Below are 14,720 nucleotides of genomic sequence, written 5' to 3' on the forward strand. Positions count from 1 at the left end.
CTCCGTCAGCGGGGTGTGTGGGTGGTCAGGAAGGAGACGACGGCGTCGACCGTCTCGGCACGCTTGTCCGCGGCGGCGAAGTCCGTGTCGAGGAGCGTCGCCCGGGGCGCCTCGCCGGCGATCCGCTTGGCGATCACCTCGGGGTGCGCGACATCGGTGCCGGGCAGTACGAGGAGCGGGGCGGGGCAGGTCGCCATCCACTCCTGGGGTACGGAGAAGTAGGCCGACCCGGCGGGCCAGATCCCGTCGCGGAAGCGCACGACCTGCACGATGTAGCGCTCCCGGCGCCGGGCCAGGATCTCCGCGCGGAAGGCGGGGTCGCTGTTCAGCCTGCCCGCGAAGGGACCGGCAGCGGGGTTGGCGGTGAACCGGCCGTCGCGTACGGCCGCCTCGACGACCGCTTCCAGGCCTTCGGCTCGGGCGAAACGCATGGGCTCGTCGAACTGGTGCAGATACGTGCTCAGGCTGTTGACCGCCGGGTCGACGCCGACGGGCTCCTGCGCGACGATCGAGCGCACCCGTCCGGGCGCGTCGTGCGCCAGCCGCCAGGCCTGCGCCGTGCCGCTCCCGGCGGCGACGACGTGCGCCTGTTCGACGCCGAGTTCGTCCAGGACGGCCAGCTGGTCGGCCGCGCCCCGCTCGTAGGAGAACGGCTCCGCCGGTGCGGTGCTGGGGCCCGCGTACCGCTGGTCCATCGCGATCACACGGAAGTGGCGGGCCAGTTCCGTCACCGGGTTGTAGAAGTTGGAATCCCACAGGTCCGCGCGGCTGTCCGCCCCACCGGGAGCCAGCAGCAGGACCGGGAACCCCTCGCCGTGCACCTCGTAGTGGAGGCGTGCCCCGTCGGGGCGCTCGATCTCAGGCATGGTTCTCCTCAGCAGTCGTGGCGATCTGCGCGATCGCGGTCATCAGTTCGCTCGCCATGGCCTCGGCGTTGACGATCGGTGCCGCGTGCGTTCCGTCGATGCGTGACGGCACGAACGCTCCCGTGGTCAGCTCGCGCCACACCCGCATCGAGCCGGAGGGCAGGACGGGGTCGTCACTGCCCTCGACGGCGAAGACGGGCAGCGTGAGAGCGGGTCGGTGCACGCCGTCCAGGGCGGCGCGGTGGCTCTCGGCGAGAGCGGTGTCGGCGCGCAGCCGGTCGGCGTAGTCGGCCAGCAGCTCCTCGTCGGTGAGGATCTCCTCGGGCAGCAGGCCCTGGAAGACCTCCGCGAGTTCCTCGAGCGCGATCTCGCCGAGGTCCCCGGTGAGTTCGGCGAGCCGGCGCAGTCCCGGCGTCGGCTCGGCGTGCGGAGGCAGCGCGCACGCCACCACCAGGGCCGCCGGGGGCACCCCGGGACGGTGCGCGAGTCGGTGGGCCACCTCCCAGCACAGCCAGGAGCCCTGGCTGTGTCCGAACAGGACGAAGGGCACCTCCAGGCTGCCGGACAGGGCTGCCATGACGTGGTCGGCGAGGGCCATCATGTCGCTCGCCGGATCCTCGCCCGCCCGCGCCTCGCGGCCGGGCAGCTGGATCCCGACGAGCTCGACGTCGTCCGGCAGGTGGCGGATCAGCGGGATGTGTCCGCCCGTGGTGCCGCCCATGCCCGGCATGCAGAAGACGCGCGCGCGGGGTGCTTCGGATCGCTTCAGGACGCGCAGCCACGGACTGCCGGCCGCCTCCTGCGGGCGGGCGGGCACGGTGGCGGCCGGGTCCGGCAGCAGCTGGGCCAGCAGGTGGGCGCCGATCCCGGCACAGCTGGCGTGACGCAGGATGACCTCGGTGGTGACGGACAGGCCCGTACGGCGCGCCAGTTCCTTGCGGACGGTGACGGCCATGAGGGAGTCGAGTCCGAGCTCCTGCAGCGGCTGTTCCGCGACGAGGTCCGGTACCGCGAGGCCGAGCACGGCCGCCGCTTCGGTCTTCACCAGGTCGGTCAGGGTCCGCAGGCGCTGTTCGGCGCTCTGCGCGGCGAGCCGCTCGCGCAGCTCCCTGCCCGCGGACGGGTCGGCGACCGGGGCGTCGGCGTCCGGAGCGGGCCGTGCCTCCTCGATCTCGTCGAGCAGCGGACGGGGCCGGGCCGCGCGGTAGGCCGGGGCGAACAGGGGCCACTCGATGTCGGCCACACCGAGGGACACCGTCCGGGCGCGCAGCGCGAGTTCGAGCGCGTCGAGAGCGGCTGCGGGTGCCATGGAGCGCAGGCCGCGGGAGCGCGCCATCCGCTCGGCGTCGGCGTCGACCATGCCGCCGTCGGCCCAGCCGCCCCAGTGCAGGGCCGTCGCCGCGAGTCCGGCGTCCCTGCGGTGCCGGGCCAGGGCGTCGAGGGCGGTGTTGGCGGCGCCGTAGACGGCCTGTCCCGCTCCGCCCCACAGGCTCGCGCCGCTGCCGTACAGCACGAAGTCGTCCAGCGGGTGATCGCCCAGCGCCTCGTGCAGGTGCCAGGCGCCGAGCACCTTCGCGGCGGCTTCTTCCGTCACGGCCTGCTCCGTGAGGGCCCCGACAGGCGCCATGCGGGAGACGCCCGCGAGGTGGGCCACGAACGTCAGGGGGCCGTCCTCGTCGCGGACGCGCGCGACGAGGTCGCGGACGCGGGCACGGTCGCTCATGTCGCACGCCTCGACCCTCAACCGCACTCCCTGTTCGGCGAGTTCGGCCTGCAGCTCACGGGTCTGGTCGGTCATCTCGCCACGGCGCGAGGCGAGTACGACGCACTGCGCGCCCCTGTCGGCGAGACGCCGGGCGAGGTGCCGGCCCAGGGCACCCTGGCCACCGGTGACGAGTGCCGTGCCGCGCGCCTGCCACGGGGCGCCGGAGGCGGCGGGCCGGGTGCGCCGCAGGCGCCGGGCGAAGCGTCCGGACGGGCGCAGCGCGACCTGGTCCTCGTGGTCGCCCGCGACCAGCGCCGCGACCAGCTGGTCCGCCCAGCCGTCGTGCGGCCGCGCCGGGAGGTCGACGGTGCCGCCCCAGCGCAGTGGGTCCTCGAGGGCCGCGACCCGGCCGAGCCCCGTGACCAGGGCCTGCGTCGGACTCGGAGTTCCTTCGGTGCCGTCGACGTCGACGGCACCGCGGGTGACCGCCCACAGGGGCGACGTCAGACCGGCGTCGGCGGCGCCCTGGAGCAGGGCGAGCGTGGTGCGCAGCCCTTCGGTGACTCCGCCGTCTGCGAGGGCGTCGTCGAGGGGACCGAAGGTGAGCAGGCCCGCGGGCTCCTGCGGCAGCGCGGCCAGGCTCTCGCGGACGGCGTCCCGGTCCGCGCTCGCGCGCACCCGGTGCACGTCGGCCCCGGCTGTGCGCAGGGCCTGCGCCGCGGCGTCGGCCAGGTCCCGGGCGCTGTCGGTGCCGGCGTCGGCCAGGAGCCACACTCCGGCGGCCGCCGCGGGTGCGGCGGGTGCCGGGCGCCAGGCCTCTTCGTACAGCCAGCCCGTGAGCTTGGCGTCCGTCTCCTGCCGGTGCCACCAGTCGGCTATCAGGGGCAGCAGCTCGTCGATGCTGTCGCGCAGGCGGTCGGGTGCGTCCAGGACCTCGGCGAGACGCGTGCCCTCCCCGTCGGCCACCGCGTCCCAGAAGGCCTGGCCGACGACCGGAGCGCCGTTACCGGGCGCGGCGGACGGCGCGTCGATCCAGTAGCTGCGGCGCTGGAAGGCGTATCCGGGCAGGTCGGCGACGGCGGCGGTGCCCCGCTCGCCCAGGGCGCTCGCCCAGTCGACGCGGTGGCCGCCTGTGTGCAGCAGTCCCAGGTTGCGCAGCAGTTGGCCGCGTCCGCCGTGGTCCCGCTGGAGGGTGCCGACGACCAGGGACCGCTCGGCCCCGTCGGCGAGCGGCATGGCGAGCACCGGGTGGGGGCTGACCTCGACGAACACGTCGTGTCCGGTGTCGAGCAGCCGCTGCTGCGCCTGGTCGAGCCGGACGGGCTCGCGCAGATTGCGGCACCAGTAGGCGGCGTCGAGCGCCGTGCCGTCCAGTACGTCGCCCGTCACCGTGGAGTAGAAGGGCACGTCCGACGGCCGGGGGGCGAGGGACGCGAGTTCCGCCTCGATGCCGGGCAGCAGGGCGTCCATGTGGTGGCTGTGGGAGGCCACGGGCGCCTCCAGCTTGCCGCACACGACGTCGTCGTCGTCGAGGGCGTACAGCAGGTCCTCGACGGCCTCCGCGTCCCCGGACAGCGCCACCGACCGCCGGGTGTTGACGGCGGCGACCGAGAGCCGGTCGCCGTAGGGGGCGATCCGCTGGAGCACGTCCTCGAGCGGCAGCTCGACGGTGGCCATCGCGCCCACGCCGGCCACGTCCTGCAGGGCCCGGCTGCGGACGGCGATGATGCGCGCGCCGTCCTCGATCGTCAGCGCCCCCGCGATCACGGCGGCCGCGACCTCTCCCTGGCTGTGGCCCACGACGGCGTCCGGGCGGACGCCGAGTTCGCCCCAGGCCGCGGCCAGGGACACGTACATGGTGAACATCAGCGGCTGGAGCACGTCCAGCCGGTCCAGCGACGAGGCGTCGGTGCCGTCGCCCTCGATGAGCCCGGCCACGGACTGCCCGATGAGCGGCGTGAACGCGTCGTCACAGCTGCGGACGGTCTCGGCGAACGCCCGCGACTCGGCCAGCAGGGCGCGGCCCATGCCGAGCCACTGCGCGCCCTGCCCCGGCAGGACGAAGACGGTCCGGCCCCTGGTGACGGCCGTGGACCGGGCCACGTCGGCATGCGGACGGTCCTCGGCGAGGGCGCGCAGCGCCTCGGCCGCCTGTTGCGGGGTGTGCGCGTGCACCACGGCGCGCTCGGAGAAGTGGGTGCGCCGGAGGGCGGCGGTGTGCGCGACGTCGGGGAGGGAGGCCTGCGGCCGGTGTCCGAGCCAGTCGGCCCAGCGGGCCGCCTGGTCACGCAGGGCCGCCGCGTCCTTGCCCGAGAGCACGAGGGGCAGCGGTCCGCCCGGCGCCGCCGGCTGCCGCGGGGCGGCGGGGGCGGGCTGCTCGACGACGACGTGGGCGTTGGTGCCGCCGATCCCGAACGAGGAGACTCCGGCCCGGCGCGGGGCGTCGCTCTGCCAGGGCCTGAGCTCGGTGTTGACGCGGAAGAGGCCGGGGTCGAGCCCCATCTCGGGGTTGGGGTGTTCGTAGTTGAGGCTGGGCACGAGTTCGCCGTGGTGGACGCAGAGCACGGCCTTGATCAGTCCGGCGAGGCCCGCGGTGGCGTCCGCGTGACCGATGTTGGTCTTCACCGAGCCCAGCGCGCAGGGTTCGGTGCGGTCCGCCCCACCGAACACCTTCTGCAGGGCCTGCACTTCGATGGGGTCGCCGAGCGCGGTCGCCGTGCCGTGCGCCTCGATGTACCCGATGTCCGCCGGGACGACTCCCGCCGCGGCCTGCGCCTCGGCGACGGCGTAGGCCTGTCCGTTGACGCTCGGCGCGGTGAAGCCCGCCTTGTCGGCGCCGTCGTTGTTGACGGCGCTGCCGGGCAGCACGGCGTAGACGCGGTCACCGGCGGCCTCGGCGTCGGAGAGCCGGCGCAGCACCAGCGCGGCGACGCCGCTGCCGAAGACGGTGCCGCTGCCCTTCTCGTCGAAGGCCCGGCACTTGCCGTCCGGCGAGACGACCAGCCCCTCCTGGTGGACGAAGCCCTGGACCAGTGGGATGGTCAGGGACGAGGCTCCGACGAGCGCCATGTCGCACTCGCCGCTCAGCAGGCTCTCGCGGGCCAGGTGCGTGGCCACGAGCCCGGTGGAGCAGGCGGTCTGCACCGTCAGGGCCGGTCCGCGCAGGTTGAGCCGGTGGGCGATCCGGGTGGCGAGGTAGTCGCTCTTGTTCCCGATCATCGTGCGGTAGAAGGACGACAGGTCGGACGTGTCGCCCTGCGGGTAGCCGCCGTATCCGGCGCCCGCGAAGACGGACACCTTGCCTTCGGCCTCCTGGGGGACGATCCCGGCGTTCTCGAAGGCCTGCCAGGCCACTTCGAGCAGCAGCCGATGCTGCGGGTCCATCGACTCGGCCTCGGCGGGCGAGTAGTCGAAGAACGCGGCGTCGAACTGGTCGGCGCCCGCCACGACGGCGCGGGCCCGCACGTAGTCGGGGTGGGTGAGGTCCTGCGGCTGCACTCCCGCGGCGATGAGTTCCTCATCGGTGAAGTGGGTGATGGACTCCACCCCGCCGCGCAGGTTGTCCCAGAAGGCGTCCATGTCGGGGGCACCGGGCAGCTTGCACGCCATGCCGACGACGGCGATACGGTCGTCGTGCGCCCGCCGTGCGCGTCCGGCGCCGAGGTCCTGGGGCACGTCCGCGCCCCGCAGATAGCCGGCCAGCTGACGGACGGTCGGATACCGGAACAGCGTGGTGAGGGGGAACTCCCGCTCCAGGGCCGCGCACATCAGCTTGTGGGCCTTGAGCGCGGCCATCGAGTCGGCCCCGAGGTCGAAGATGCCCTTGTCGGGGTCGATCTCCGGTCGCCCGAGCACCGTCGCCCAGGCGTCGACGACGATCGCCTCGGTCGCGTCGGCCGTGCCGTGCGGTGCCGGTGCGGTCCGGGCGGACGGCAGGGGGAGCCGGACGACGGCGCCCTTGTCGATCTTCTTGTTGGGCGTGTGCGGCAGTTCGTCGAGGGCCACGAGGTGCGAGGGCACCATGTAGCCGGGCAGCCTCCGCGCGAGCAGGGCCGACAGCAGGTCGCCTCCGTCCTCGCCGCCCGGCGCGGGGGCCCAGTACAGGTAGATCCTCGGCTCGTCGGCGGCGTCGGGGCGTACCACCGCGGCGCACTCGGCGACCGCGGCGCACTCGGCGGCGACCGACTCGATCTCGCCGAGCTCGATGCGGTGCCCGTGCAGCTTGACCTGCGAGTCGCTGCGCCCGCAGAACTCCAGTGTGCCGTCGGCACGGTGCCGTACGACGTCCCCGGTGCGGTACATGCGCGCGTCCGGGTCCCCGGCGAACGGGTCGGGGACGAACCTCTCGGCGGTGAGCTCGGGCCGCCCGAGGTAGCCGCGCGTCACGGCCCGGCCGCCGATGTGGAGTTCGCCCCTGAAGCCCCGGGGTACGCGTCGGCCCGCGCGGTCGAGGACGTACAGCCGGTTGCCGTGCAGCGGCTCGCCCAGGCTGACCTCGCCCGGCTGGACGGTCCACGCGGACGACCACACGGTGGTCTCGGTCGGGCCGTACATGTTGGTGAGCTCGCCGTCGAGGAGTTCGCCGAGCCTGCGGGCCAGCTCCCGGTCCAGCGGTTCACCGCCGACCAGCATCCGCTCCAGGTTGCCCACGAGGTCCCTGCCGTCGGCGTCCGCCAGGAGCATGCGGGCCAGCGACGGGGTGCACTGCAGGTGGGTGGGCGCCCAGTGGGCGTAGCCGGCCCAGTCGGCCGCCGAGCCCCGGGCGATGACGACGCGGTAGCCGCGGGTCAGGGTCCACAGCAGCTCGAGGGTGGAGATGTCGAAGGACAGGCTGGTCACGGCCAGCCAGGTGTGCCCGGGTCCGCCGCCGACCCGCTCGTCCATGGCCCGGCAGAAGGTGGCGAACTGGTCGTGCTCGACCATGACGCCCTTGGGATTGCCGGTGGAACCGGAGGTGTAGATGACGTAGGCGAGGTCGTCCGGCGCGAGACCGGCGGGCGGCAGCGGAAGGTCCGCGGCCGCCGCGGGGTGGCCGTCGCGCACCAGGACCTCGACGTCGTCGGCGAAGCCCTCGGCGGCGCCGTCGGCCGTGGAGACGACGACCTTCAGGCCGCTGTCGCGCACCACGTGCTCGAGCCGGGCCGCGGGGTAGGCGGGGTCGAGCGGGACGTAGGCGGCACCGGCGAGCCAGGTGCCGAGCACCGCGACGACCATGTCCACCGAGCGCGGCAGGTGGATGCCGACGAGGGAGCGGTGGGTGACCCCGCGCCCGCGCAGGTCCTCACGGAGGGCCCCGGCGCGCAGGACCAACTCGCGGTACGTGAGCTGCTCCTCGTCGTCGGCCACCGCCACCGCGTCGGGGGTCCGGCTGCTCTGGGCGAGGATGCGGTGCAGGGCGTTGTCGGGGTGCCCGTCGGCGTCCTGGGTCGCGCGACGCGTCCACTGCTCGAACCAGGCCCGTTCCTCGTCGCCGAGCAGTTCGGCGTGGCTGATCGGGCGGGTGGGGTCCTGGACCAGGTCGGCGAGGAGAGCGACGAAGTTCTGCGTCATGCGCCCGGCGGTGTCCGCGTCGATGACGTGCGGCAGGTATTCCAGCTCGCCGAGGAGGCCGGCCCCGTCGGGAGCGAGAGTCAGGCCGAGTTCGGACTTGGCCACGCCGCGCGGGGTGCCGGTGATGCTCGTGTCGTCCGACGGCGTCCATGCGTCGGCGCCGTCGCCGAGGGCGGCCAGCGAGGTGCCGCGGAAGTTGAACAGGGCGCGGAAGAGCGGGTTCTCGTCGCCGGTGCGGGCGCCCGCGGCCGCCCGGACGACCTCCGTGAGGGGCACGTCCTGGTGCTCGGACAGGCGGCGGACCCGTGCCTCCATGGACGTGAGGAGTTCCTCGAACGTCGGATCGCCGGTCACGTCGCAGCGCAGCGGGAGGGTGTTCACCAGGAACCCGACCAGGTCCTCGGTGCCGGCCAGCTCGCGGTTGGCCCAGACGGTGCCGAGGCCGAAGTCGTGGCTGTCGGTGCTGCGGGCCAGCAGCACCGCGAAGGCGCCGGCGTAGAGCGTGAACGGGGTGACCTCGATGCGTGCCGCGAGCCCCTCGAGGCGGCCACGGAGCTCCGCGGGTACGGCGAACGGGACGGTACCGCCGCCGCCGGCCGCACCGTGCTGTTCCGGCAGGTCGAGCCGGCCCATGCCGTCGAGCTCCGCCGCGAAGTACTCCAGGCCGGCGGCGAAGTGGCCGCCCTGCACGGCGCGCTCCTGCCAGGCCGCGTAGTCGCCCAGGTGGTACGCGACGGGCACCTCGGCGATGTCCGACGAGTGCGCCAACTCATCGTAGATCGTGTGCAGTTGTTCCAGCATCAGGGTCAGCGACCAGCCGTCGCCGATGGCGTGGTGCAGCGTCAGGCACATCAGTTGCCCGCCGTCTGGCACGTCGAGCAGGAGCAGGCGCACCAGGGACGGCCCCGACAGGTCGAAGGGGGCACGCTCCTCGGCGCCGACCCGGGCGCGCACCTGCTCCTCCTCGGGGTCGCTCGCCGAGAGGTCCTCGTGGGTGAAGGGGGTGACGAAGTCGTCGTGCACGACCTGCACGAGTTCGCCGTCGCGCATCTCCAGGCCCGTGCGCAGCGCCTCGTGCCGCCGCAGGAGAAGGGTCAGGGCGTCGGCGAGCAGGGCGGGGTCGAGCGGCCGGGCGACCCGCAGGGCCACCGGCGCGTTGTACTGGGGGCTCCCGGGCTCCATCTGCTCGAGGAACCACAGGCGGCGCTGCCCGTCGGTGGCGGGGTGGACTCCCCGCCGCTCGCCGCGCTCCAGTGGCGGTACGTCGCTCGCCGCGCCCGCGTCGTCGCGCATGAGGTCGAGCAGGTGGGCGGCGAGCGCGTGCGCGGTGGGATGGGCGAAGGCCACGTTGGTGGGCAGGCTCAGGGAGGTCAGCTTGCCGAGCCGGTTGCGCAGTTGCAGCCCGATGATGGAGTCGAGACCGAACGTCTGCAGGCGCTGGTCGGCGGGAACGGGTTCGCCGACGCCGAGCACCACGGCGGCCTGCTCGCGCACGACTTCGGTGAGCTTGTCCAGCGCCTGCGGCTCGGGCAGCGCGGCGAGTTGCCCGCGCAGGTCGGCCGGACGGGACGAGGACGTGTCCTCGACGTCCGGCATGCCGCTCGCGGCCCGGCCGTCGGCGTGACCGCGGCGGGGGGCGTCGAACCAGAACCTGCGGCCCTGGAACGCATACGTGGGCAGTTGCGGCAGCAGGCTCCGCTCGCCCGCTCCCAGGACTCGCTCCCACCGCACCTCGTGGCCCTGCGCGTGCAGGGCGGCGAGCGAGCGCACGAACTCGGCGGTTCCGCCCTGGCCACGGCGCAGGGTGCCCACCACGACGCCGCGGTGGTCGGCCGTGGCGCTGGTCAACGGCATGCCGAGGACGGGGTGCGAGCTGATCTCGATGAACACGCCGAAGCCGTCACCGACGAGCTTGTCCAGGGCGCGGTCCAGGCGGACCGGCTCGCGCAGGTTGCGGCACCAGTACGTGCCGTCGAGCTCCGTGCCGGGCAGGACCGCGCCCGCCACCGTGGAGTAGAACGGGACGGTCCACTCCTGGGGGCGCACGTCGGCGAAGTGCTCGGCCAGGCCGGGCAGGATCGGGTCGACGTGTGCGCAGTGCCCGGCCGCGTCGGCGCTGAGCCGCCGGCAGAACACGTCCCGTCCCGCCATACCGGCGAGCAGCGCGTCCACCGCTTCCGGATCGCCGGAGACCACGGTGGAGCCGGGAGTGTTGACGACGGCCACGGACAGGGCGTCGCCGTACGGGGCGATGAGTTCCGACACCTCGGCCACGGGCAGTTCGAGCAGGGCCATGGCGCCCAGCCCGCTGCACTCGCGCAGCAGTGCCTGGCTGCGCAGGGCGACGATCTTCGCGGCGTCGTCGAGGGAGAGGGCGCCCGCGACGACGGCCGCCGGTACCTCGCCCTGGCTGCTGCCGACCACGGCCGCCGGTTCGAGGCCGAGCGACCGCCACACCGCGGCCAGGCCGAGAGCCATGGTGAAGAGCGCGGGCTGCAGGACGTCGAGGCGCTCGAAGGGGAGAACGTCCTCGTCGGGCACGGCGAGCAGGTCGCGCACCGACCAGTCGATCCACGGCCGGAAGGCCTGGTCGCAGGCGTCGACGGTCTGCGCGAACACGGAGGAGTCCGCGAGGAGTTGACGCCCCATCTCGCGCCACTGGCTGCCGTGGCCGGGGAAGACGAAGACCACCTTGCCGCGTTCCTCGGCCTGCGCCTCGATCAGGTTCTCGTGCGGCAGCCCGTCGGCGAGGGCACGCAGGATGCGTTCGGCTTCCTCGCCGTCGTGCGCCAGAACGGCGGCCCGGGACGGAAAGTGGGTGCGGCCCAGGGCCGCCGTGCGAGCGGCGTCGGACAGCGGCAGTCCGGGGCGGGCGGCGAACCAGTCGGCCCAGCGACGCGCCTGGGCGCTCAGGGCCTCCGGGTCGCTCGCGGAGAGCACGATCGGCTGGGTCCGGTGGTGCGGCAGCGCGGGGCCGGCCGCCGTCTCCTGCTCGGCGGACTGCGGTGGAGGGGCCTCCTCCACGACGAGGTGGGCGTTGGTGCCGCTGATACCGAAGGAGGAGATGCCCGCCCGGCGCGGCCGGGCGCCGCGCTTCCACGGGCGCACCTCGTCGAGCAGCCGCAGGCCGCTGCCCTCCCAGGCGATGTGCGGGCTCGGTTCCTCGGTGTGAAGGGACTTGGGCAGTCGTTCGCCCTGCAGCGCCAGGACCATCTTCATGACGCCGACGACACCGGCCGCGGCCTGGGTGTGACCGATGTTCGACTTCGAGGACCCGAGGAGCAGCGGGGCGTCCGCGGACCGTCCCGGTCCGAACACCCGGGCGAGGGCGCCTGCTTCGATCGGGTCGCCGAGGGGAGTGCCGGTGCCGTGGGCGTCGACGGCGTCGATGTCCGCGGGGGTGAGGCGGGCCGCGTCGAGGGCCGCGCGGATGACCCGCTGCTGCGCGGGGCCGTTGGGCGCGGTGAGGCCCTGGCTGCGGCCGTCCTGGTTGACGGCCGAACCGCGGATGACGGCGAGGATCGGGTCGCCGTCGCGCTGTGCGTCCGACAGCCGCTTGAGGACGAGCATGCCGCAGCCCTCGGACCAGCCGCCGCCGTCGGCCTGCGCGGAGAAGCTCTTGCAACGGCCGTCGGGCGCCATGGCGCCGAGGCGGCTCGACTCGACGAACAGCGCGGGCGAGTTCATCACGGTGACGCCGCCGGCGAGGGCGGTGTCACACTCCCCGGCGCGCAGGGCCGAGCACGCCATGTGCAGGGCCACCAGCGAGGACGAGCAGGCGGTGTCCACCGTGACGGCGGGGCCCTGCAGGCCCAGTTGGTAGGAGAGCCGGCCGGAGACGACACTGCCGGAGATGCCGGTGCCCTGGTAGCCGTCCAGCGACTCCAGTTCGGCCTGGCCGGTTCCGTAGTCGGAGCGCATGGCGCCCACGTACACGCCGGTGCGGCTGCCGTTGAGGGTGTCCGGCACGACCGAGGCGCGCTCCAGGGCCTCCCACGCGGTCAGGAGCACGAGCCGCTGCTGCGGGTCCATGGCGAGGGCCTCGCGGGGCGTGATGCCGAAGAACTCCGCGTCGAACTCGTCGATGCCGTCGAGGAACCCGCCTTCGCGGGCGTAACTCTTGCCGAAGGCGCCCGGGTCCGCGTCGTACAGGTCGAGGTCGTCCCAGCGCTCGGGGAAGGGGCCGATGGAGTCGCCGCCGCTCGCCAGCAGGTCCCAGTACCGCTCCGGGGTGTCGATGCCGCCCGGCAGCCGGCACGCCATCGAGACGATGGCGACGGGCTCGGTCTGCCGCTTCTCCAGTTCGGCGTTGCGCTGCTGGAGCTGGAGGACGGCCGCCATGGCCCGCCGCAGCCGCTCCTCGCTCGCCGCCGCGTTGTTCTCAGCCATCTGCGTCGTGTCTCCTCAGTCCTCGACCGTGATATCCATGTACGGCGGAAAGCCCTGCAGATGTACGCCGTCGTGTTCGAGCACGGACACCTCGTCCCGCTTGCCCACCTCGCGGAAGCCGGCGAACTTGTAGGTGACGAACATCGTCCGGTTGCGGCTCGTGGGCACGAACTCCGCGCGCAGCTTCACACCCGCGGCGTGGGCGCTGTTGATGAGGTGGTTGAGGAGCACGGAGCCGACACCGCGCGACATGACGCGGCACGACATCAGGAGCAGCTTCACGGTCCAGGCGTCCGTGCCGCGCTCGACGAGGGCGAGGCCGATCTTGCCGTACGTGCCGTACGTGTCCTCCAGGCCCGCGACCAGGAGATCGTGGTCGGGAGAGCGACGGAAGGCGTCCAGCTCCTCGTAGGAGTAGGTGTAGCCGGTGGCGTTGAGCTGGTTGGTGCGGACCGTGAGCTCCTCGGCACGCTGCAGGTCGCGTTCCTGCGCGGGCGCGATGGTGAAGCGCATGTTCAGCGAGGCGAGGAACTCCTCGTCGGTACCGTGGTGGGCCCCTTCGGCCTCCTTGCGCCGGGCGTCCGCGCGGTAGAGGTGACGGCGCTCGCGCGAGTCGTCCGTGACGAAGCGGGGCCGCAGCTGCGGGAGGTCGGGCAGACCCGCGACGTCGAGGGCGTCCACCGTGAGGACCTGCTCGTGGGCGAAGCGGACCTCGTCACGCTCGAAGGGCTGGTCGTCGACGAAGGCGAGGGTGTCGATGCCGATGTTGATCGCCTCGGCGACGGCGCGCACGGAGTCGGACTTGTTCCCCCAGTTGATCTGCGGGTACAGGAAGTACTCGGCGATGCCGAGCTCTTCGAGCTTGGCCATGGCCGCGTCGTGGTCGTTGCGGCTGGCGATCGAGTGCAGGATGCCACGCTCGTCGAGGGTCCGGATCACGTCCACGACGCCGGGGCGCAGCGTGACGTCCCCGTCCTCCAGCAGAACGCCGTCCCACACGGTGTTGTCGAGATCCCACACCACGCACTTGACGGTGGTGACGGTCGTCGCGGTCATCGGATACTCCTTCGCAGTGCGCGCTCCTGGAACGCGTACTCGGCAAGGCCCACTTGGTGGAGCTGCGTGCTGCCCTCGATGACCTCCATGACCCGGGAGTCGCCGAGGTAGCGCTGGACGGGATAGTCGGAACCGCAGCCGTTGGCGCCGTGGATCTGCACGGCGTCCAGGGCCGCGCGGCCGGCGGCCGTGGCGGCGAAGTGCTTGGCCGTGGACGTCGCGGCGAGGGCTCCGGGGTCGCCCTCGTCGCGCAGCCGCCCGGCTTCCAGGGCCAGCAGCCGCGCGGCGCGGGCGTCGGTGTACATGCCGGTGATCATGCGGCGCACCAGCTGGTGCTCCTTGATGAGCGAGCCGAACTGCTCGCGCTGCGAGGCGTAGTCGACGCTCGCCTCCAGGCAGGCGTCGAGGATGCCGACGCAGCCCCAGCCGACCGTGTAGCGGCCGAGGTCGAGGGCCGCTCCGACGACGTGCGAGACGCCGAGCCCGGGCCGGGCGAGGAGCTGTGCGCCGGGGACCCGGCAGCGCTCCAGGTACACGTGCGCGGTCATCGAGGCCCGGATGCCCACGAGGTCCTCGATCAGCTCGGTGCGCAGGCCCGGGGTGTCGCGCTCCACGAGCAGGGCGGTGGGGCCCTGGTCGCTCTGCCCGACGACGAGGAACAGGTCCGCGCTCTGCCCGTAGGTGATCCACTTCTTGTGGCCGTCGACGATCCAGTCGTCGCCGTCTCGCACCAGGCGCGTGGTGACCGCGGAGGCGTCACTGCCAGCGCCGGGCTCGGAGACGGCGAGCGCGCCGATCGTCTCACCGCTCGCCAGACGTGGCAGCCAGGTCTCCTTCAGGGCGCGGTCGCCCCAGCGCGCGACGGCGTGCGCCACCATCGTGTGCACGGTGAGCAGGCTGCGTACGGAGGAGCAGGCGCGCCCCAGTTCCCCGGCGAGCAGTCCGAGGGTCACCGCGTCGCAGCCACCGCCGCCGTACCGGCTCGGCACGGGCAGGCCGAGCAGTCCTTCGTCGGCGAGGAGCCGGACGACCTCGGGCGGGGTGCGCTGGGCGCGGTGCCAGGAGTCGGCGTGGGGCGCGATACGGAGGTCGGCGAAGTCCCTGAACTCCTTGAGGGACTGGGCCTGTTGCGCGCTGAGTGCTCCGGTCATCGT

Annotated in this window: 3 protein-coding genes and 1 pseudogene; all 4 read right to left on the bottom strand. The window is 73.5% G+C overall.

The features are described from left to right. Positions 1-5: 5 nt before the first annotated feature. Positions 6-866 (bottom strand): alpha/beta fold hydrolase, encoded by an 861-nt coding sequence (locus BIV23_RS09830; RefSeq protein WP_071380410.1) that lies wholly within the window; start codon positions 864-866, stop codon positions 6-8. After that, a pseudogene (locus BIV23_RS48485) lies at positions 859-12,480 on the bottom strand (amino acid adenylation domain-containing protein); the annotation flags it as partial. The pseudogene BIV23_RS48485 and the gene BIV23_RS09830, both read right to left, overlap by 8 nt. A 45-nt stretch (positions 12,481-12,525) precedes the next feature. Beyond that, positions 12,526-13,566: an HAD-IIIC family phosphatase gene (locus tag BIV23_RS09840; RefSeq protein WP_071380412.1), complete on the bottom strand. Its 1,041-nt coding sequence runs from the start codon at positions 13,564-13,566 to the stop codon at positions 12,526-12,528. Continuing rightward, the gene (locus tag BIV23_RS09845; RefSeq protein ID WP_071380413.1) at positions 13,563-14,717 is read right to left on the bottom strand and encodes an acyl-CoA dehydrogenase family protein; all 1,155 of its coding nucleotides are present in this window, start codon (positions 14,715-14,717) and stop codon (positions 13,563-13,565) included. The genes BIV23_RS09840 and BIV23_RS09845 overlap by 4 nt, the downstream gene beginning before the upstream one ends. Between the last annotated feature and the right edge of the window lie 3 nt (positions 14,718-14,720).

Origin of the sequence: Streptomyces monashensis, assembly GCF_001866665.1 — a bacterium.
GTDB classification, from domain to species: domain Bacteria; phylum Actinomycetota; class Actinomycetes; order Streptomycetales; family Streptomycetaceae; genus Streptomyces; species Streptomyces monashensis.